The sequence below is a fragment of the Helicobacter pylori genome, assembly GCF_017594925.1.
In the GTDB taxonomy this organism is placed as follows: domain Bacteria; phylum Campylobacterota; class Campylobacteria; order Campylobacterales; family Helicobacteraceae; genus Helicobacter; species Helicobacter pylori_DP.
The window spans coordinates 1-20,129 of sequence record NZ_JAALNT010000023.1; the positions used below are offsets into that span (position 1 = coordinate 1).

Annotated in this window: 18 protein-coding genes; 11 read left to right on the top strand and 7 right to left on the bottom strand. The window is 40.3% G+C overall.

The window, feature by feature from the left end; translation table 11 throughout:
- Nucleotides 1-187: 187 nt before the first annotated feature.
- From hcpC to edd, 3 genes are all read right to left on the bottom strand, one after another.
- The gene (gene hcpC / locus G6069_RS07200) at nucleotides 188-1,060 is read right to left on the bottom strand and encodes a Sel1-like repeat protein HcpC (protein ID WP_197293846.1); all 873 of its coding nucleotides are present in this window, start codon (nucleotides 1,058-1,060) and stop codon (nucleotides 188-190) included.
- 69 nt (nucleotides 1,061-1,129) lie between these two features.
- On the bottom strand, nucleotides 1,130-1,756 hold the full coding sequence (locus G6069_RS07205) for a bifunctional 4-hydroxy-2-oxoglutarate aldolase/2-dehydro-3-deoxy-phosphogluconate aldolase (RefSeq protein WP_197293847.1): 627 nt from the start codon (nucleotides 1,754-1,756) through the stop codon (nucleotides 1,130-1,132).
- A gap of 18 nt (nucleotides 1,757-1,774) precedes the next feature.
- Nucleotides 1,775-3,601 (bottom strand): phosphogluconate dehydratase, encoded by a 1,827-nt coding sequence (gene edd / locus G6069_RS07210; protein WP_197293848.1) that lies wholly within the window; start codon nucleotides 3,599-3,601, stop codon nucleotides 1,775-1,777.
- 65 nt (nucleotides 3,602-3,666) lie between these two features.
- Here edd and G6069_RS07215 point away from each other — a divergent pair, with 65 nt between their 5' ends.
- From G6069_RS07215 to G6069_RS07230, 4 genes are all read left to right on the top strand, one after another.
- A complete protein-coding gene (locus tag G6069_RS07215; protein WP_197293849.1) occupies nucleotides 3,667-4,944 on the top strand; it encodes a glucose-6-phosphate dehydrogenase in 1,278 nt (425 codons plus the stop codon).
- A 10-nt stretch (nucleotides 4,945-4,954) separates the two neighbouring features.
- Nucleotides 4,955-5,638 carry a 6-phosphogluconolactonase gene (gene pgl / locus G6069_RS07220; RefSeq protein ID WP_197293850.1) on the top strand — a complete coding sequence of 228 codons (684 nt, stop codon included), beginning with the start codon at nucleotides 4,955-4,957 and terminating at the stop codon, nucleotides 5,636-5,638.
- Nucleotides 5,625-6,635, top strand: a complete 1,011-nt coding sequence (locus tag G6069_RS07225; protein ID WP_060474887.1) for a glucokinase — start codon at nucleotides 5,625-5,627, stop codon at nucleotides 6,633-6,635. The genes pgl and G6069_RS07225 overlap by 14 nt, the downstream gene beginning before the upstream one ends.
- Before the next feature lie 169 nt (nucleotides 6,636-6,804).
- Nucleotides 6,805-7,851 (top strand): NAD(P)-dependent alcohol dehydrogenase, encoded by a 1,047-nt coding sequence (locus G6069_RS07230; protein WP_197293851.1) that lies wholly within the window; start codon nucleotides 6,805-6,807, stop codon nucleotides 7,849-7,851.
- A gap of 11 nt (nucleotides 7,852-7,862) precedes the next feature.
- Here G6069_RS07230 and G6069_RS07235 read toward each other — a convergent pair whose 3' ends face one another.
- On the bottom strand, nucleotides 7,863-9,152 hold the full coding sequence (locus G6069_RS07235; RefSeq protein ID WP_197293852.1) for a glycosyltransferase family 8 protein: 1,290 nt from the start codon (nucleotides 9,150-9,152) through the stop codon (nucleotides 7,863-7,865).
- A 189-nt stretch (nucleotides 9,153-9,341) separates the two neighbouring features.
- Between G6069_RS07235 and G6069_RS07240 the strand changes: the two genes are divergently transcribed.
- Nucleotides 9,342-10,649: a hypothetical protein gene (locus G6069_RS07240; protein WP_197293853.1), complete on the top strand. Its 1,308-nt coding sequence runs from the start codon at nucleotides 9,342-9,344 to the stop codon at nucleotides 10,647-10,649.
- 6 nt (nucleotides 10,650-10,655) lie between these two features.
- On the opposite strand, the gene G6069_RS07245 is transcribed toward G6069_RS07240, so the two are convergent.
- Nucleotides 10,656-11,318: an outer membrane protein gene (locus tag G6069_RS07245; protein ID WP_143425868.1), complete on the bottom strand. Its 663-nt coding sequence runs from the start codon at nucleotides 11,316-11,318 to the stop codon at nucleotides 10,656-10,658.
- Between the two features lie 288 nt (nucleotides 11,319-11,606).
- On the opposite strand from G6069_RS07245, the gene G6069_RS07250 reads away from it, so the two are divergent.
- From G6069_RS07250 to G6069_RS07275, 6 genes are all read left to right on the top strand, one after another.
- On the top strand, nucleotides 11,607-12,167 hold the full coding sequence (locus G6069_RS07250; protein ID WP_000486469.1) for a pyruvate flavodoxin oxidoreductase subunit gamma: 561 nt from the start codon (nucleotides 11,607-11,609) through the stop codon (nucleotides 12,165-12,167).
- A 15-nt stretch (nucleotides 12,168-12,182) separates the two neighbouring features.
- Nucleotides 12,183-12,575, top strand: coding sequence for a 4Fe-4S dicluster-binding protein (locus tag G6069_RS07255; protein WP_000656174.1), 393 nt, complete (start codon nucleotides 12,183-12,185; stop codon nucleotides 12,573-12,575).
- A gap of 9 nt (nucleotides 12,576-12,584) precedes the next feature.
- The gene (locus tag G6069_RS07260) at nucleotides 12,585-13,808 is read left to right on the top strand and encodes a 2-oxoacid:ferredoxin oxidoreductase subunit alpha (protein WP_079338106.1); all 1,224 of its coding nucleotides are present in this window, start codon (nucleotides 12,585-12,587) and stop codon (nucleotides 13,806-13,808) included.
- A 12-nt stretch (nucleotides 13,809-13,820) separates the two neighbouring features.
- On the top strand, nucleotides 13,821-14,765 hold the full coding sequence (locus tag G6069_RS07265; protein WP_000238147.1) for a thiamine pyrophosphate-dependent enzyme: 945 nt from the start codon (nucleotides 13,821-13,823) through the stop codon (nucleotides 14,763-14,765).
- A gap of 112 nt (nucleotides 14,766-14,877) precedes the next feature.
- Nucleotides 14,878-16,200: an adenylosuccinate lyase gene (gene purB, locus G6069_RS07270; protein WP_120861498.1), complete on the top strand. Its 1,323-nt coding sequence runs from the start codon at nucleotides 14,878-14,880 to the stop codon at nucleotides 16,198-16,200.
- A gap of 297 nt (nucleotides 16,201-16,497) precedes the next feature.
- Nucleotides 16,498-17,328, top strand: a complete 831-nt coding sequence (locus tag G6069_RS07275; protein WP_197293854.1) for an outer membrane protein — start codon at nucleotides 16,498-16,500, stop codon at nucleotides 17,326-17,328.
- Between the two features lie 24 nt (nucleotides 17,329-17,352).
- On the opposite strand, the gene uvrB is transcribed toward G6069_RS07275, so the two are convergent.
- A complete protein-coding gene (uvrB, locus tag G6069_RS07280; protein WP_197293855.1) occupies nucleotides 17,353-19,329 on the bottom strand; it encodes an excinuclease ABC subunit UvrB in 1,977 nt (658 codons plus the stop codon).
- Nucleotides 19,330-19,398: 69 nt separating this feature from the next.
- Nucleotides 19,399-20,016: an ATP synthase subunit B family protein gene (locus tag G6069_RS07285; RefSeq protein WP_197293856.1), complete on the bottom strand. Its 618-nt coding sequence runs from the start codon at nucleotides 20,014-20,016 to the stop codon at nucleotides 19,399-19,401.
- Nucleotides 20,017-20,129: the final 113 nt, after the last annotated feature.

The following is a 20,129-nucleotide window of genomic DNA, read 5'->3' on the forward strand; positions in this document are numbered from 1 at the left end:
TTTTTATAGTTCCTAGCGGAACTAAAGCATTCATCCCAAACACTAAAGATATTTGGGATTTCTGCTTGGGTGGTTTAAACTCATTATCTTAAGGGGATAGGAAGTATTTTAAAATAATCCTCCCCTAAAATCCCCCTAACCCAAGAAGACCGCTTTTTTAAAGCCGTTCAATCAAGCCTTATTCAAACTAAACTTTGATTTTAAGCTGCTTGAGAATATCGCATGCCCCTTTAGCGCCCAATTTACAGCCTTTTTTAAAGTTTTCTATGGCTTGCTTTTCATTCCTTGTTACGCCTTCGCCATTGTATTGCATGGCCCCTAAATTGAAACACCCTCCGCCATTTTGCATCTCGCATGCTTTAGAATAGCGATCGAGCGCCTCTTTAAAATTCTTCGCCACGCCATCGCCATGATGATACATATTCCCTGCGTTAAAGCACCCCGGGCTGTCTTTTAAATCGCAAGCTTTGTCATACGAAGCGAGCGCCTTTTTCAAATCTTTAGGTGCGCCTCTGCCTGCATCATACAAGCTCCCTAGTATCGTGCAACCATCGCCATCGTTTAAATCGCAAGCTTTAGTGAAATATTCCACCGCTTTTTTAAAATCCCTAGTTACCACTTTACCATCATGATAAATCCCCCCTAAGCTCGCGCACCCTTCAGCGTATTTCAAATCGCACGCTTTAGAATAGTATTGTAGGGCTTTATTGGTGTTTTGAGACACGCCTTGCCCGCTGTAATATAAATTCCCTAGCAAATGACACCCATTGCTGTAATCCAAATCGCAAGCTTTAGCGTAAAATGAAGCGGCTTTTTTCAAGTTCTTTTCCACCCCTTGCCCTTGATAATAAAGCACCCCTAAATTAAAACACCCACTATTTTCTTTCAAATCGCAAGCTTTTTCAAAATACTTCTTAGCTTGAGTGAAATCTTGCTCTTTGTAGCTCTTTGCCCCCAAACCCACAAGCTCTTTAGGGTCTTGCTCTGCCATTAGCCCCCCTAAACACAACGCACCCAAACACAAAACCCTAAAAAGGGATTTTTTGACATTTTCTAACATGATGTATCTCCTTATTAAAAATTTTATTATAGTGTTATTAAGCAAATACAAAATGCCATGATCTTTTTGTTATCTTAAAGCTAGCGATCGCTTGCAAATTTCTGTGATTTTATCCCACTCTTTGTTTTGAATCAAATTTTTAGGGGTAAGCCAGCTCCCTCCCACGCACAAAACATTTTCTAAATTTAAATAAGAACGCATGTTATCTGCGCTAATCCCCCCAGTAGGGCAAAATTTCACCCCTTTAAAAGGGCCATTAAAAGCGTTTAAAAGCTTAACGCCCCCGCAATACTCTGCCGGGAAAAATTTTAAAGCGCTATAGCCCAATTCTAAGGCTTGCATGACTTCACTACTGCTAGAAACTCCGGGTATTAGAGGCATGTCTTTTTTCTTTGCGTGTTCTAAAAGCTTTATCGTAAGACCCGGGCTAATCAAAAACTCTGCCCCCCTATTTTGTGCTTGCTCTAATTGAGTAAGGTTTAGGATCGTGCCAGCACCCACGCGCATTTTTGGCACATTTTTAGCGATAAGCTCTATGGCTTCTAAAGCGCAACTGGAGCGCAAAGTAACTTCTATGATTGGAATACCCCCCTCTATCAGGCTTTGCGCTAAAGGCACAGCGTCTTTTATATTTTCAACCACCACCACAGGGACAATGGGGCTGATTTGTAAAACCTCTATTATTTTATCTTGCATTTTATCTCCTTTATATTTTTATACCTTTATGCCAAAACTCATGCCACCCTCTTCAGCGGTATTAACATTCAATCTCAAACTCGTAAACAATTCCCTACCCAACCCAAAAGTAGGCTTTTCTAAATTTTCTAAGGTTTCTAAAAACAAGGGGTTGATGCCTCTCTTTTCAAAATCCTTTTCAAGCACATTCAAGGCGTTATTAGGAGCGTCTAATTCTATCAAATCGCCATCTTTAATCTTAATGATCGCCCCGTTTAACGCCCCCTCAGGGCTTAAATGAATCGCGCTAGGCACTTTCCCGCTCGCCCCGCTCATGCGCCCATCCGTAACAAGCGCGACCTTATAGCCCATATCCTGCAAAGCCCCTAAATTCGTGGTGAGTTTGTGCAATTCTGGCATGCCGTTAGATTTAGGCCCTTGGAAAGGCAAGACAGCGACAAAATCCCTTTCTAATTCTTTATTTTTAAAGCGTTCTAAAAATTCGCTTTGGGTTTTAAAAACAATCGCTCTGGCTTTGACTTTCCTGTGCTCATCTTTAATGGCTGAGATTTTAATCACGGCCCGCCCTAAATTACCCCTTAAGATTTTAAGCCCCCCATTAGCGGCAAAAGGCTCGCTAACAGGGCGTAAAATGTCCGTATTCAGGCTATGATTAACAGCGTCTTTATACACCAATTGGCCGTTTTCTAAAAAGGGGGTTTTGGTGTAATTTTGCATGCCTTTTTGCGTTTTTGTATCCATAATGGTATGCGTGTCTTCAAATAAAAGCCCCTCTTTTAACAATTCTTTGATCACAAACGCTAAGCCCCCACACGCTTCAAAAGCGTTCACATCCGCTGATCCGTTAGGATAGACTTTAGCTAAAAGGGGTATGAGGTTAGAAACTGCGTCAAAATCGTCCCAATTGAGGATCACCCCACAAGATCTAGCGATAGCGATCAAATGTAAAGTGTGGTTAGTAGAACCCCCTGTTGCCATTAAGCCTATGAGAGCGTTAAGAATGCTTTTTTCATCAATGAGTTTGGCTAAAGGCAGGACTTCCCCACTCGCTAATCTTTTCGCGCTCTCTTCTACTAAAACCTTCCGTAAGGGGTTGTTAGGGTTAATAAAGCTAGAATTAGCCACATGCAACCCCATAAACTCCATCATCATTTGGTTAGAATTAGCCGTGCCATAAAAAGTGCAAGTGCCCACATCATGATAGCTTTGCATTTCCACTTTTAAAAGCTCTTCTCTGTTGATCTTTCCTATTGCAAAATCCTGGCGTGCTTTGGCTTTTTTATAATTTTCTATCCCGCTCACCATAGGCCCGCTTGGCACAAACACGCTCGCTAAATTCCCAAAGCTTAACGCTCCTATGAGTAAGCCTGGCACGATTTTATCGCACACGCCCAAAAAAAACGCCCCATCAAAAACATTATGGCTCAACCCTACGGCGGTGCTTAAGGCGATCACATCTCTACTGAATAAGCTCAATTCCATGCCATCATAACCCTGCGTGATACCATCACACATCGCTGGCACCCCACTAGCGACGCTCGCATAAGCGTTATGCTCTTGCAATTCTTTTTTAATCCAATCAGGATAATTTTTAAAAGGCTGGTGGGCTGAAAGCATGTCATTATAAGCCGTGATAATCGCAAAATGCTTTCTTTTATGCGACCCTAAAGGCATTTTTAAATGCTCTGGCATGCTCGCTGTCACATGTGCAATATTCGCGCAACCCAAACTCTCAATCTTGGGCTGGTTTTTAGGGTTAAAGATGTTTTCTAAATAAAGTTCTCTGGTTTTTTTGCTACGCTCTGTAATTTTTTCTTTGATTTGTTCTAAAGAATGCTTAGGCATGAACACCCCTTCAATTAAGATTTAATATATAATAATAACTCAAAAACACTCTAAAAGGGTTATTGATGTTAGATTTTGATTTGGTTCTTTTTGGCGCGACTGGGGATTTAGCCATGCGAAAGCTCTTTGTTTCGCTCTATGAAATTTATACCCATTATGGTTTTAAAAAAGATTCTAAGATTATCGCATCTGGGCGTAAGGAGCTATCCAATGAAGAATTTTTAGCGCTTCTTTGCGAAAAGACACAACTGCATTCAAGAGAAAAGGGTAGGGAATTTTTAGCCCATATCAGTTATTTTTGCGTTCGTTTGGATAACCCTAAAGACTTTGAAAAATTGAGTAAAATCGCTACAAAAAATAAACCCTTGATTTTTTACTTTTCTATCTCCCCTAGTTTTTTTGCAACGACCGCCCAACATCTCGCCAAAAACGCGCTCAATCACGCTAATGCGCGCTTGATTTTAGAAAAGCCTTTAGGGCATGATTTAAAGACTTGTAAGGAGATTTTCCAAAGCATTAGCGCTTTTTTTAAAGAAGAACAAATCTTTAGAATCGATCATTATTTAGGGAAAAAGGGCGTTCAAAATATCCTTGAATTGCGCTTAAATAACCCTATCTTAAACATTTTATGGGATCAAATCAGCGCGGTTGAAATCTGCGTGTATGAGACTTTAGGGGTGGAAGAAAGGGGCGAATTTTACGATAAAATCGGGGCTTTAAGGGATATGGTTCAAAACCATCTCTTGCAAGTTTTATCCCTTATCGCTACAGATTTACCCAACGATTTAAAAGACTTAAGGAAAGAAAAAATCAAAGTTTTAAAAACCTTACAACCCCCTAAAGATTTTAAAAAACAGGTTATTCGGGCCCAGTATCAAGGCTATAGAGATGAAAATAAAGTCCATAAAGAGAGCCAGACAGAGACTTTTGTCGCTATTAAAGCCTTTTTGGATACGCCTAAATTTAAAGGCGTGCCTTTCTACCTTAAGCACGCTAAAAAAATGCCCCACAACCAAGCGAGCGTGAAAATCCATTTTAATGCAATCAATACGCTAGAATTTTTTCTCTCTCAAGATAAAATCACCCTTACCCTAAAAGATCATCAAAACCCCCTTATTTTAGAAACCCACCACAAACAAGAATTTTTGCAGCCCTATGCTAAATTGCTCCATGATGCGATACAAAATAACCACAATAATTTCGCCCACCAGTTGGAATTGGAAGCGTCATGGGTTTTTATTGACACGCTCATAGAAGGTTTTATGAATAACGCCACGCCCTTATATTCCTATGAAAGCCACAATCTAAACGAATCCGAATTTTTAAAACCACTCTATCAATGAAAGGGATTTCATGGGTTATCAATTGTTTGAATTTGAAAATTTAGAAAATTGCCACAAGGCTTTAACAGAGCGTTTTAAAGAATTTTTTAACACCGCCTTAAAAAAGCACCATCAAGTTTCTATCGCTTTTTCTGGGGGCCGTTCGCCCATTAGCTTGTTGCAAAAATTGAGCGTTTTAGATCTCAAATGGCATGCGTGTTTAATCAGTTTGGTGGATGAACGCATTATAGACACAAATCATGATGATAGCAACACCAAATTATTGCACGACTACTTGTTGCAAAATAACGCCTTAAAAGCTTCTTTCATCCCGCTTTTGCCTGAAAAGATTTCTAGCGATACAAACGCGCTTTTTAATTTTGCTAACCAGCATTTCAAACAGCCCCATTTAGCCATTTTGGGCATGGGGACTGATGGGCATACGGCTAGCCTTTTTCCTGAAACAAGCGCTTTTTTAAACGAAGAAAAAGAAAATATCGTTTTGACTACGCCCGCTAACGCTCCTTATGAGCGCTTGAGCATGTCTATCAACGCCTTAGAAAATTGCGAAAAACTTTTCTTAAGCATTAGCGGAGTAGAAAAAAGGGAGGTTTTAGAAAAAGCTTTAAAAGAAACCGCCCCCTATTCTCTGCCGATTGCTCGGATTTTACACTCTAAAAAAGTTACCACGGAGGTGTTTTATGCCAAAAACTGAAACTTACCCAAGACTCTTAGCCGATATTGGCGGCACAAATGCGCGTTTTGGTTTGGAAGTCGCCCCACGACAGATTGAATGCGTTGAAGTCTTGAGGTGCGAAGATTTTGAAAGCTTGAGCGATGCGGTACGGTTTTACCTTTCTAAATGCAAAGAAAGCCTTAAACTGCACCCTATTTATGGCTCTTTTGCTGTGGCTACGCCTATTATGGGGGATTTTGTCCAAATGACGAACAACCATTGGACTTTTTCTATTGAAACGACACGGCAATGTTTGACTTTAAAAAAATTGCTTGTCATCAATGATTTTGTCGCGCAAGCCTATGCCATTAGCGCGATGCAAGAAAACGATCTGGCTCAAATAGGCGGGATTAAGTGCGAAATCAACGCTCCTAAAGCGATTTTAGGGCCAGGAACCGGGCTTGGGGTAAGCACTCTTATCCAAAACAGCGATGGCTCTTTGAAAGTCTTACCCGGTGAAGGAGGGCATGTGAGCTTTGCCCCTTTTGATGATTTAGAAATTTTAGTGTGGCAATACGCCCGCTCTAAATTCAACCATGTGAGCGCGGAAAGGTTTTTGAGCGGGAGCGGCTTGGTGCTGATTTATGAAGCCCTGTCTAAACGCAAAGGCTTAGAAAAAGTGGCGAAATTGAGCAAGGCTGAATTAACCCCACAAATCATTAGCGAACGCGCTTTGAATGGGGATTACCCTATATGCCGATTGACCTTGGACACTTTTTGCTCCATGCTAGGCACGCTCGCTGCTGATGTGGCTCTCACTTTGGGGGCTAGAGGGGGCGTGTATTTGTGTGGGGGGATTATCCCACGATTCATTGATTATTTTAAAACTTCGCCCTTTAGAGCGCGTTTTGAAACGAAAGGGCGCATGGGAGCGTTTCTCGCTTCTATCCCTGTGCATGTCGTGATGAAAAAAACTCCGGGACTTGATGGGGCAGGCATTGCGTTAGAGAATTATTTACTGCATGATAAAATTTAGCAAATAGTAGCCGCTTAAGATAAAAGCGATTAGTGTAAGGGGTGCGTTTAAATGCACCAAACAACGCTACCATATAACCAACAGCTATAAAATTAGTTAAACCTATAAAAACATAAGCAAACCATAAAAACGATACAATAGCGGTATTTTAATCAAACAAGGAGTTTTAATGAGAGTTCCATCTAAAGGTTTTGCTATTTTTTCTAAAGACGGGCATTTCAAACCCCATGATTTTAGCCGCCATGCTGTAGGCCCTAAAGATGTGCTGATTGACATTCTTTATGCAGGGATTTGCCATAGCGATATTCATAGCGCTTATAGCGAATGGAGAGAAGGCATTTATCCTATGGTTCCTGGGCATGAAATTGCTGGGGTCATCAAAGAAGTGGGTAAGGAAGTTAAGAAATTTAAGGTTGGCGATGTGGTGGGCGTGGGCTGTTTTGTCAATTCATGCAAAGAGTGTAAGCCCTGTAAAGAACACCAAGAGCAATTTTGCGCCAAAGTGGTATTTACTTATGATTGTTTGGATTCTTTCCATGACAACGAACCCCACATGGGCGGTTACTCTAATAATATTGTAGTGGATGAAAACTATGTGATTAGCGTGGATAAAAACGCTCCTTTAGAAAAAGTAGCCCCCTTGCTTTGCGCGGGCATCACCACTTATTCGCCCTTAAAATTTTCTAAGGTTACTAAAGGCACAAAAGTTGGCGTCGCTGGGTTTGGCGGGCTAGGAAGCATGGCGGTTAAATACGCTGTGGCTATGGGGGCTGAAGTGAGCGTTTTTGCAAGAAACGAACACAAAAAGCAAGACGCTTTAAGCATGGGGGTTAAACATTTCTACACTGACCCTAAACAATGCAAAGAAGAATTGGATTTTATCATTTCAACCATTCCTACCCATTATGATTTAAAAGACTACCTCAAGCTCTTAACTTATAATGGTGATCTAGCCCTTGTGGGACTCCCCCCTGTAGAAGTCGCTCCAGCACTTAGCGTTTTTGATTTTATCTATTTAAGCAATCGCAAGGTTTATGGCTCATTGATTGGGGGCATTAAAGAAACCCAAGAGATGATGGATTTTTCTATCAAACACAATATTTACCCCGAAATAGATTTGATTTTAGGCAAGGATATTGACAACGCCTATCACAACCTAATCCATGGGAAAGCGAAATTCCGCTATGTGATTGATATGAAAAAATCGTTTGATTAAAGGCTTTGACTCTAGCTCTTTTTTAAGAGCTTGAGTAGGATTTTTTTAACAATCCCATGAAGTCCTAGGATTTTAAGGGTTTTGCTAATAAAACTCTTGAGTGGTATGAGGATGCAGTGTTTGATAAACACCCTAAGGAGTCTCTTTCGTGCGTTTTTAGGGAGCCTATAAACATGCGAGAAGTAGTGGTTCAAGAACGCTTCAAGGGAGTTTTCTTTGATCTCTGCATGGGCATGCGAGAAGTAGTGGTTCAAGAACATTCCGAGATTTTCTTGCTTGATTGTGGCATGGATGCACGAAAAATAATGGTCTAAAAAGGTCTTGAGTGCGTCGTGGGCGATCTGCTCTTCAGTCTTCCATAGGGGAAAGTAGTAGTGATAGGCAACGATGCTGTGGTAGCGATGCCATTTTTCACTGCCTATTTCCACCCTAGCAATCGAATCAATCCAGTCGCTCATAAATGGGGTTTTAGCCAAAGCGTTCAGCCATAAATCCGCTTTTAAACCAAAAGGATAGTCCCAAGGCTTCACCGCTCCCCACCAAGCGTCATAGTGGATAATGGTAGGGTTTTCTCGCGCCTCTAAAATGGTTTTCTTGTAATTCTCGTTTAAATACGCGTTAGAAAAATCTTTAATGGTGTAATAATAAGGGAAAACGCAATATTCAATCCCTAAAGCTTTCATGTTAGGCCAACACCATTTCGTAAAATCCAACTCCCCTTTAGCCTCATTCCCCTTTAAAAGATCATGCATTCTTAAGGTGAAATTTTTCTTGCGTTGGTAATCTAAATTGCAAAACAAAAACCCTTCCATCATGTGGTGCTTTTCAACTTCTAAAACCCCATAAAAATAATTCTCATCATCTTCTTTAATGTTTAAGAAATCAGTGCTAAATTCATTACAAAAGATAACATCCACATCGCTCCACACCATTTTAGAATATTTGGGGAATAAATCCGCTAGAAAATACTTCACTAACACCATTTTAGAAAAACGCTTGGTGAAATCCTCATCAAAAGGGTTAGGGATAGTGTCTAAAAAAGGTTCAATATCTTTCACTTCTAAAGCAGCAAATTCTTTAAAAGGCTCTGTGATTTGATTAAGCTTTGCTTTATCTTCTTCATTCAAGCCTACCACTAAAGCGTGTAGGGTGTAACGGATTTTTTTATTAGCCTTAGCGATGCTTTCTAGCAAGGAATAAAGACACGCGCCCGCAGCAATGAGGTAATTCTTATCAAAAGCAAAAGCGATAGGGATATGAAAATCTTGTTCTTTAAAAGAATGGCTTGAAGCTGAAGTCATAAAAAATGAAACACCCTTTTTTAAAGCTATTTTATCCAAAAAAAAAAAAAAAACCGAACTTGAAAGGGTTCTGTTTTTGGTTTTATGTTGTTTTTAAAGCAAATTAATTTAAAATCGTATCTTGTCTTTAAGTGCCGCCATTTTAAATGCTGCAATTTTAAAAGATGATGAAAGGGGCTGAATTCTGATTTGATTTTCTTAAAAAAATCTCTTTATGCGTTGTTAATTTCAGGTTTTTTCATACCACCCTTAATGAAAGCGGCTAGTTTTGTCTATGACTTGAAGTTCATGAGCTTTAATTTCAATTTAGTGGCCCCAAATAACAACCCCTATTGGAATAGCCTAACCAAAATGCAAGGTCGTCTCATGCCTCAAATCGGCGTTCAATTAGACAAAAGACAGGCCTTGATGTTTGGAGCGTGGTTCATTCAAAATTTACACACGCATTATAGCTATTTCCCTTATTCGTGGGGGGTTACGATGTATTACCAATACATAGGGAAAAATTTGAGGTTTTTTTTAGGCATTGTGCCACGAAGCTATCAAATAGGGCATTACCCTTTAAGCGCTTTTAAAAAACTTTTTTGGTTTATAGACCCTACTTTTAGGGGAGGAGCGTTTCAATTCAAACCGGCTTATGATCCCAATCGTTGGTGGAATGGGTGGTTTGAGGGCGTTGTGGATTGGTATGGGGGGCGTAATTGGAACAACCAGCCCAAAAAGAAAAATTACGATTTTGATCAATTCTTGTATTTTGTTTCTTCAGAATTTCAGTTTCTTAAAGGGTATTTAGGTTTGGGGGGGCAGCTTGTCATTTTCCATAACGCCAGCTCTCATAGCATGGGAGATAATTATCCTTACGGCGGTAATTCTTACTTAAAACCAGGCGATGTAACCCCACAATGGCCTAATGGCTACCCCTATTTCAGTCAAAAAAATAACCCGCAAGGCGGAGAAATAGGGAAATACTCTAACCCTACCATTTTAGATAGGGTTTATTACCATGCTTATTTAAAAGCGGATTTTAAAAATCTCATGCCCTATATGGACAATATTTTCATGACCTTTGGCACGCAGTCGTCTCAAACCCATTATTGCGTGCGTTATGCTAGCGAGTGCAAAAACGCTCAATTTTATAACAGCTTTGGTGGGGAATTTTACGCCCAAGCGCAATACAAAGGCTTTGGGATTTTTAACAGATACTATTTTTCCAACAAACCCCAAATGCATTTTTATGCCACTTATGGCCAATCCCTTTATACCGGATTGCCATGGTATAGAGCCCCTAATTTTGACATGATAGGCCTTTATTATCTTTATAAAAACAAATGGTTAAGCGTGCGAGCGGATGCGTTTTTTAGCTTTGTGGGTGGGGGCGATGGGTACCATTTGTATGGCAAGGGGGGTAAGTGGTTTGTGATGTATCAGCAATTTTTAACCCTAACCATAGACACAAGAGAGTTGATTGATTTTGTCAAATCTAAAATCCCTAAATAACTATATCTAAAAATTATAGATATAATTGAAATAAGCTACCGGCAAGCGTTGCCATAAAGCGGTCGCGCTCAAGCCGTCAACGATTTCCGTTTTTTTGTTAGGAATGACAGGGAATTTCAACCCGAAAGCGATTTCATTGTGGAAAAAGCCAAAACGAAAACCCACTTTCACAAGCAATTGGAAAAGCGAGTTTTCTTTGCCTAAATATTGAGCGATAATCCCATGCATAGCCTCTCCTGGCATGTAAGTCGCCCCAGCGATGCCTAAGCCAAACTCCAACCCTAAAAACATCTTTGGCGAATTGAAAGCGTCCCACAAACCGCTAAATTCCAAACCATAGGTAGAAATATAGGATTTGTGAGAAGAAAAGGTCTGATCATAAAACAACCCGTAACGGAAACCCACATGCTCTACAGCTTGCGTTTTAGCCACAAATTTCCCCCCTAACACCACACCAAAGCCATTGCCAGTCATGAAATACGATTTATCTACAGACTCGGTGCTAAAAGATGTGTTGATTGCGCTAAGCTGATACCCAACCCCTAAATAAAAGGTATTCCTATCCGCAAATTTAGGTTTTTTTGATTTTTCATCAAGCTCTGCCTCTGCGGCTTGAAGCGATGATAATAACGCCATGCCCATCAATATTTTAACCATTGTTTTATCCATAACCCAATTCCTTTTGTTATCCTGCCCCACACTTGCCCCATACAGACTAAAATCAAATCACGCCCTAATAATAACAAAGTTTAAAATAAATATTAGTGGTTTTGATTAAGAACGCCTATCTTTTTAGAATAAATAGCCATAAAATAGCCATAATTCTTGTAAGTATGCCCCCATTTTCCTATAAAAATTCCTAAAAAGATATTGTTATAAGACACATTAATAGTTTTTCTTGTATAATTCTAGGCTAAATTCAATTTATTTTATACGATATTAAGGAGACATATTACCATGTTTCAAATTAGATGGCATGCGCGAGCTGGCCAAGGTGCTATCACCGGTGCTAAAGGGTTAGCTGATGTGATTTCAAAAACAGGTAAAGAAGTGCAAGCGTTCGCTTCTTATGGTTCAGCTAAAAGGGGGGCTGCTATGATGGCTTATAACCGCGTTGATGATGAGCCTATTTTAAACCATGAGCGCTTCATGCAGCCTGATTATGTGCTGGTGATTGATCCCGGTTTGGTTTTCATTGAAAACATCTTCGCTAATGAAAAAGAAGACACGACCTATATCATCACTAGTTATCTCAGCAAAGAAGAATTGTTTGAAAAAAAACCTGAATTAAAAACCCGTAAGGTGTTTTTGGTGGATTGTTTAAAAATCTCTATGGAAACCTTAAAACGCCCCATCCCCAACACGCCCATGCTAGGGGCGTTAATGAAAGTGTCTGGCATGCTTGAAATTGAGGCTTTTAAAGAAGCTTTTAAGAAAGTTTTAGGCAAAAAACTCACGCAAGAAGTCATTGACGCTAACATGCTCGCTATCCAAAGAGCTTATGAAGAAGTTCAATAACATTAAGGATTAAAGATGAAAGATTGGAATGAATTTGAAATGGGGGCGGTGCTCTTCCCTTTTGAAAAAAACGCGCAAAGCGAAATGGAAAAACACAATGATGAGCGCCATTACACCGAGCAAAGCTACTTCACCACTTCAGTGGCTCATTGGCGCGTGGCTAAGCCTGTGCATAACAATAATATTTGCATCAATTGCTTTAATTGTTGGGTTTATTGCCCAGACGCTGCCATTCTTTCAAGAGAAGGCAAATTAAAAGGCGTGGATTATTCTCATTGTAAGGGCTGTGGCGTGTGCGTGGATGTCTGCCCCACCAACCCTAAATCGCTATGGATGTTTGAAGAGCAAATTGAGCCTGCTACCGCTCTCACTCAATGGCCGCAAAAACAAGAAAAGAAAAAATCATAAGGAAAAAATATGGCAAGAAGTATTGAATTACAAGAGATAGAAGTGTGGGATGGCAATACCGCTAGCTCTAACGCTTTAAGACAGGCTCAAATTGATGTCATTGCAGCCTATCCTATCACCCCATCAACGCCCATTGTGCAGAATTATGGCACCTTTAAGGACAATGGCTATGTTGATGGCGAATTCGTTTTAGTGGAATCTGAGCATGCCGCTATGAGCGCATGCGTGGGAGCTGCTGCAGCAGGTGGAAGGGTCAGCACTGCGACTAGCTCTCAAGGTTTGGCGTTAATGGTAGAGGTTTTATACCAAGCTTCTGGCATGCGTTTGCCTATTGTTTTGAATTTAGTCAATCGCGCTCTAGCAGCCCCTTTAAATATCCATGGCGATCATTCGGATATGTATTTAAGCAGGGATTCAGGCTGGATCAGTTTATGCACATGCAACCCCCAAGAAGCTTATGATTTCACTTTAATGGCGTTTAGAATCGCAGAGCATCAAAAGGTGCGCGTGCCTACTATTGTCAATCAAGACGGGTTTTTATGCTCGCACACCGTGCAAAATGTCCGCCCTTTGAGCGATGCAGTGGCTTATCAATTCGTAGGCGAATACCAAACCAAGCATTCCCTTTTGGATTTTGATAAACCGGTAAGCTATGGCGCGCAAGCTGAAGAAGAATGGCATTATGAGCATAAAGCCCAACTCCACCATGCGATCATGAGCGCGTCTTCTGTGATTGAAGAAGTGTTTAATGATTTCGCTAAACTCACAGGCAGACAATACCATTTGACCAAAACTTTCCAGCTAGAAGACGCTGAAATCGCTATCTTTGCGTTAGGCACTACTTATGAATCAGCGATCGTAGCGGCCAAAGAAATGCGTAAAAAAGGCATTAAGGCCGGCGTGGCTACCATCCATTCCTTGCGCCCTTTCCCTTATGAAAGATTAGGGCAGGATTTGAAAAATCTTAAGGCTCTAGCGATTTTAGACAAGAGCTCTCCAGCGGGTGCTATGGGGGCGATGTTTAATGAAGTAACGAGTGCGGTGTATCAAACCCAAGGGACTAAACACCCCGTGGTGTCTAACTACATTTATGGTTTAGGCGAAAGGGATATGACAATCGCGCATTTATGCGAAATTTTTGAAGAAATCAATGAAGACGCTCTTAAAGGCACGCTCACGCACCCTACCCAACAATTCGTAGGTTTGCACGGCCCTAAAATGAGCTTTTTTTAAAAAGGAAATATCATGGTAAAAGAAGTCAAAACACTCAAAGGTTTTAGCCAAAGCGCTGAGAAATTTCAAGGCTCGCACTTGCTTTGTCCGGGTTGTGGGCATGGCATTATTGTGCGCGAAGTTTTAAACGCTGTAGATGGGCCTATTGTTTTAGGCAATTCTACCGGTTGTTTAGAGGTATGCTCGGCGGTGTATCCGCACACTTCATGGGATGTGCCTTGGATTCATATTGGTTTTGAAAATGGCTCTACAGCGATTTCAGGGGTGGAAGCGATGTATAAGGCTTTAGTGAATAAGGGCCGCTATCAAGGTCAAAAGCCAAAATTTGTGGCGTTTGGAGGCGATGGGGCCAGTTATGATATTGGTTTTCAATTCATCAGCGGTTGCATGGAAAGAGGGCATGACATGACTTACATCTGCTTGGATAATGAAAACTACGCCAATACAGGCGGTCAAAGAAGCGGTTCTACGCCATTAGGGGCTAGCACTTCTACCACGCCAGCGGGATCGGTTAGCTTTGGTAAAAAAGAAAAGAAAAAAGACATCGTCAATATCATGGCAAGCCATGGGGTCCCTTATGTGGCGCAACTCTCTCCTAACAAATGGAAAGACATGAATAAAAAGATTAAGACCGCGCTAGATACTGAAGGGCCTTGCTTCATCAACGCTCTTAGCCCATGCACGACTGAATGGAAATTTGAATCCAATAAAACCATTGAATTAGCGGATATGGCTGTGGATAGCTTGATGTTCCCCTTGTTTGAAATCTTTAATGGCAGGGAATTGAAAATCACTTACCGCCCAAGAAATATCATTCCTGTAAGGGATTATTTAGCGGCTCAAAAGCGCTTCAAACACCTTTTCAAAAAAGAAAACGAACACATCATTGAAGAATTGCAAAAAGATGTGAATGAGCGTTGGGAATACTTGCAACGCAGAGAAGAAGCTAAAGTATAGCTCTTAATTTGAAATCAAGGGGCTTTCTTGCGCCTTGCGCTTCTTTATATCCCCTTGATTCTTTAAACCCCTTTAAAGTAACATGATCCCATTTTGATTTTAAGGATTGTCGGTGTTAGAACGCTATGCGAATGAAGAAATGAAAGCCCTATGGAATGAGCAAACCAAATTTGAAACTTATTTGGAAGTGGAAAAAGCTGTCGTTAGGGCGTGGAACAAGCTTGGGCAAATCCAAGATAGCGATTGTGAAAAAATCTGCTTAAAAGCGGCATTCAATCTTGAACGCATCAAAGAAATTGAAAAAACCACTAAGCATGATTTAATCGCTTTCACTACTTGCGTGGCTGAAAGCTTGGGCGAAGAATCCCGCTTTTTTCATTATGGGATCACTTCTAGCGATTGCATTGATACGGCTATGGCGCTATTGATGACCAAGAGCTTAAAACTCATTCAAAAAAGCGTTCAAAATCTTTATGAAACCCTTAAAAACAGGGCTTTAGAACATCAAGACACGCTAATGGTAGGCAGAAGCCATGGGGTGTTTGGCGAACCCATTACTTTTGGCTTAGTTTTAGCCCTTTTTGCTGATGAGATCAAACGGCATTTAAAAGCCTTAGATTTAACGATGGAATTTATCAGCGTGGGAGCGATCAGTGGGGCTATGGGGAATTTCGCGCACGCCCCTTTAGAATTAGAAGAATTAGCATGCGGATTTTTAGGCTTAAAAACCGCCAATATCAGCAATCAAGTCATTCAAAGAGACCGCTACGCTAGGCTTGCATGCGATCTGGCTCTTTTGGCGAGCAGTTGTGAAAAAATCGCTGTCAATATCCGCCATTTGCAACGCAGTGAAGTCTATGAAGTGGAAGAAGCTTTTTCAGCAGGGCAAAAAGGGAGCTCTGCGATGCCTCATAAAAGAAACCCCATCTTGAGCGAGAATATCACCGGGCTTTGTAGGGTGATTCGCTCTTTTACTACCCCTATGCTAGAAAATGTCGCCTTATGGCATGAAAGGGACATGAGCCATAGCTCTGTGGAGCGTTTTGTGCTGCCTGATCTGTTTATCACTAGCGATTTTATGATTAGCCGTTTGAATAGCGTGATTGAAAATCTGGTGGTTTATCCTAAAAACATGCTTAAAAATTTAGCTTTGAGTGGGGGGCTAGTCTTTTCGCAACGGGTGTTATTGGAATTGCCTAAAAAAGGTTTGAGCAGAGAAGAAAGCTATTCTATCGTGCAAGAAAATGCGATGAAAATATGGGAGGTTTTGCAACAAGGCGCTTTTAAAAACGCTGATGAGAATTTGTTTTTAAACGCCCTACTCAACGATGAACGCTTGAAAAAATATTTGAATGAGAGTGAAATCAGAGCATGTTTTGATTACAGCTATTACACTAAAAATGTGGGGGCGATTTTTAAAAGGGTGTTTGGATAAGGCACGTTTTTAGCCTAAAATTTTTTGGCTTTGTTCTTGTGGAGTGTTGGGTTGCAGAATTTAAAAAAACTCAAAGCGTTTTTAGAATAAATATAATAAAAAAGCTTGATTTTAATCAAACGATAGCTTCTTAAAAAAACGCTCTTGAAAGGTTAGGGGGTTTTTTGGGGGTTTTAGGGGAATTATTTCAAAATACCCCCTATCCTCTTAAGAAAATGAGTTTAATAAAGTTTAAAACGATACAATAAAGTTTAAATCCAATTTTTAAAAAATTAAAATTTCAATCAAAGGGCTTTTTTGAAACGAGCTTTATGTTTAATTTTAGGGCTTTACGCGCTTAATGCAGAGAGCTTTAAAGATGTTTTGACTAGAGGGGATTACACTTTTTTTAATAAAAAGGTGGTTTCGCCTATCAAACGCTATGCGGATAGATCGGCGTTTTATCTGGGGCTTGGGTATCAACTAGGGAGCATTCAGCACAACTCTAGCAACTTGAATTTATCCCAACGATTTAATAAAAGTCAGATTATTTTCAGCGATAGTCTAAGCCCTGTTTTTAAAAATTCGTATGTGTCTAATGGTCTTGGCGTTCAAGTGGGCTATAAGTGGGTGGGTAAGCATGAAGAGACGAAATGGTTTGGCTTCAGGTGGGGGCTGTTTTATGATTTGAGCGCTTCTCTTTATGGCTCTCAAGAATCGCAGTCTGTTATCATTTCCACTTACGGCACTTATATGGATTTATTGCTTAACGCTTATAATGGGGATAAGTTTTTTGCCGGGTTCAATCTAGGAGTTGCTTTTGCCGGGGTGTATGACAAATTGAGCGATGCGTTATTGTATCAAACGCTTCTTCAAAACACTTTTGGCGGGAAAGTGAATTCAAACGGCTTCCAGTTTTTAGTGGATTTAGGGGTTCGTTTAGGGAATAAGCGCAACCAATTTGGCTTTGGGATTAAAATCCCTACTTATTATTTTAACCACTATTATTCCATGAATAACATTAGCAATAATAGTGAAAATGTCTTAAAAGTTTTACGATTTTTAGAATACGGGATCAACAGCTTGTTGTATCAAGTTGATTTCAGGCGCAATTACTCGGTTTATTTCAACTACACTTATAGTTTTTAAAGCGCAGTTTTTAAGCGATAGCGTTTAAAGCGTTCTTAATTGAGCGATTTCGTCTCTCAAACGCATCGCTTCTTCAAAATCCAAATTTTTCGCGCATTCTCGCATTTTTTTATCCAATTCTTTAATGATTTTTTCCCTTTCACTTTTAGGCATCTTGTCCTTTTTTAAAGCTTTAGCGATTTTAATCTCATCGTCTCTTAATTTCAACTCCTCTTCTAAAGCGCGCGTAACGGTTTTGGGGGTGATGTTATGGATTTTATTAAACTCTTCTTGCTTGGCACGCCTGTAACTAGTGATCTCAAAGGCTTTTTGCATGCTTTGAGTGATCTTTTTAGCGTATAATAAAACCTTACCATTAGCGTTTCTAGCGGCTCGCCCCATGGTTTGAATGAGGCTTGTTTCACTCCTTAAAAACCCTTCTTTATCCGCATCCATGATCGCTACTAAAGAAACTTCAGGCAAGTCCAACCCCTCTCTTAAAAGATTGATCCCTATTAAAATGTCAAATTCTTTAAGCCTTAAAGAGCGGATGATGTGATTTCTTTCAATCGCATCAATTTCACTATGCATGTAACGCACCTTCAAGCCCCATTCAGCATAATATTTACACAATTCTTCTGCCATTTTTTTAGTGAGCGTGGTGATGAGCACCCTTTCACCTCTAGCCACCACTGACTTGATTTCATCAAATAAATCCTGGACTTGCTTATCGCTGTCTCGCACTTCAAATTTGGGGTCTAAAAGCCCTGTAGGGCGAATGATTTGCTCAGCGACATTCTTTTGAGAAAGCTCTAATTCTAGCTTATTGGGCGTAGCGGACACAAAAAGGAACTGGCAATTTTTATGGATAAATTCATCAAACTTTAAAGGGCGGTTGTCTAAAGCGCTAGGCAATCTAAAGCCGTATTCCACTAAAACGCTTTTCCTGCTCATATCCCCTGCATACATCCCCCCAAATTGCGGCAAACTCACATGGCTTTCATCCACAATGACTAAAAACTCCCGCTCAAATATCCCTAAATAATCAAACAAGCAAAAAGGCGTTTCGTTAGGGGCTTTACCCGTAAAATGGCGTGCGTAATTTTCAATGCCCTTACACACACCGGTCGCGCTAATCATTTCTAAATCATGCTCGGTGCGTTGTTTGAGGCGGTTGTATTCGAGCATTTTATCCTGCTCTTTAAAAAATTTCAATCTTAAAGCGAGTTCATCTTCAATGCTTTTAATGGCTAAATTCAACCTCTCGCTCCCTACGGCAAACTGACTGGCCGCATAAAGCATGACAGAATCCAAACGCTTGATTTCATTTCTTTCTAAAGCGTCAAAGACAGCAATCCTTTCTATCTCATCGCCAAAAAATTCAATCCTGATAAATTCAGCGTCATTATAAGCGGGGAAAATATCCACGCATTCCCCCGTCGCCCTAAAGCTCCCCCTATCAAACACCACTTCATTACGGCTATAACCCATTTCCACTAGCTTTAATAAAAAGCTCTTGTAAGCACGCTTCTCGCCCACTTTGATTTTTTCCATGACTTTTAAATATTCTTCAGGGTTACCCAAACCATAATTAGCCGAAACGCTCGCTATCACGATCACATCATCATAACCTAAAAGCGAGGTGGTCGCGCTCAATCTCAAACGCTCCAAGTCATCGTTAATAGAGCTGTCTTTTTCAATGAATAAATCCCTTCTAGGGATATAGCTCTCAGGCTGGTAGTAATCAAAGTGGGAGATAAAATACTCCACCCTATTATGCGGGAAAAACGCCTTAAACTCGCTATAAAGCTGCGCGCATAAGGTCTTATTATGGCTCATGATCAGAGTGGGTTTATTGGTTTGAGCGATGATATTAGCCATCGTGTAAGTCTTACCGCTCCCTGTAACCCCCACTAGAGTTTGATAATGGTTGTTATTTTTCAAGCTTTTCGTTAAAGCTTCTATGGCTTGGGGCTGATCGCCTGCTGGTGGGTAAGGGCTTTTTAAATCAAATAAAGGCATCTTTAAAACTCGCATTTTTTAGGGGTATTATAGTGATTTTTTAACACGCCTTATTCAATCTCAAAAAAATCAATGTTTTGATAATGATTGGTTTTTCGCTTCGTTAATGTTATTTATCGCTTGCGTTTGTTTTTCGCTTATTTCGTTGTTAGCGGTGGTTTTGGCTTCTTTGATCGCTTCTAGGCTTGCGGTCTTGTTCTCTGTGATTTGGTTGTTAGCGCTATCTCTAGCGTTATTTAAAAAGATTTGATAGCTCGTTAAAAGCCTGGTAGTGGCTTCTATAATCTGATTTTCTAGCTTTTTAACTTCGCTTTTGATGTTTTGTGCGTTGGCGTTTAAGGTAGCGGTTACTTCTTGCTCGTTGGCATGCATGCTAACATTGAAATCATTGAAAAAGCGCTCGTATTCTTTCATTTTGTTTTTTAAGCTCTCGCCGGCGCTCTTAAGCCACTCAATGGAATTTCTCAAACTGCTATCAATCTCGTTGGCGTTTTTGAAAAAATCCAAACTCAAAAGCACCTCTAAAATCCTAACGATGCCTTTAAGACTTAGCTGTATTTGATCCGTAAAAAGCGCGTTGCTATGTAAAGCGTTTTGTAATTGCTTTAACAATTCGTTAGTGATTTCTTTCACTTCAGGCTGTTCGCTTATCTCTAAAGCGCTATTAGGCAAATTAGGGTAATTCATTTTTTCTTACTCCTTGACTTCTTTAATTTTTTGTTTTTTAATCCCTTTCTCGCTCTCTTTTTGCATGTCTTTCACGGCTTCTATCAAGCGCTTTAAGGTAGGATTATTTTCGT